1 protein-coding gene is annotated in these 813 nt (G+C 63.1%); it reads left to right on the top strand.

Translation table 11 applies throughout. The annotated features are described in order from the left end of the window. Positions 1–813 (top strand): IS5 family transposase (locus PYV00_RS24015; protein ID WP_275230863.1); only part of this gene is annotated, 813 nt, incomplete at both ends.

Below are 813 nucleotides of genomic sequence, written 5' to 3'. Positions count from 1 at the left end.
GTGGTTTGCGGTTCCGGACGGGCGTGCAGGACGTCCGCTGCGCTTTTCCGCTCAGGCGATCGAGTTTTGCCTGACGCTGAAGGGGTTGTTCCAGCTTCCTTTGCGTCAGGTGACGGGGCTGGTCCAAAGCCTGCTCAGGATGACGGGTCTGGACTGGCCCGTACCGGATTATACGACACTGTGCCGCCGCCAGCGGACCTTGCCGGTGGAGTTGGGCGGACGCCCCAGTTCAGGCGGCCTGCACCTTCTGGTGGACAGCACCGGTATCAAGATGATGGGCGAAGGCGAGTGGAAGACGAGGAAGCACGGCGCGTCCCGGCGTCGCCAGTGGCGCAAGGTGCATATCGGGATCGACGCCGGGACCCTCGACATCCGGGCGATTGAAGGGACGACCAATGCCGCCGGCGATGCGCCGACCCTGCCGGACCTGCTGGCGCAGATCCCGGACGAAGAGCGGATCGTCAGCGTCGGTGGCGACGGTGCCTATGACACCAAAGACTGCCATGCGGCCATTGCCGAACGCGGCGCCGATCCGATCATCCCGGTTCGCCGCAACGGCCGATCATGGACAAAGGACGGTCCCGGCGTCGATGCCCGCAATGAGACGCTGCGGGCGATGAAATATCTGGGTCGGACAATCTGGAAGAAGTGGAGCGGCTATCATCGCCGCAGTCTGGTCGAAACCAAAATGCACTGCTTCAAGCTGCTGGGCTCCCGCCTCGCAGCGCGCACCTTTGAGCGTCAGATAACCGAGCTCAAAGTCCGTGCCGCAATCCTCAATCGCTTCTCACAAATAGGAACGCCCAATACCGT

The organism is Novosphingobium album (ex Liu et al. 2023), assembly GCF_029076845.1.
Classification (GTDB): domain Bacteria; phylum Pseudomonadota; class Alphaproteobacteria; order Sphingomonadales; family Sphingomonadaceae; genus Novosphingobium.
The sequence above is the reverse complement of the archived record's forward strand: the minus strand, read 5'-3'. Positions and strand labels throughout refer to the sequence as shown.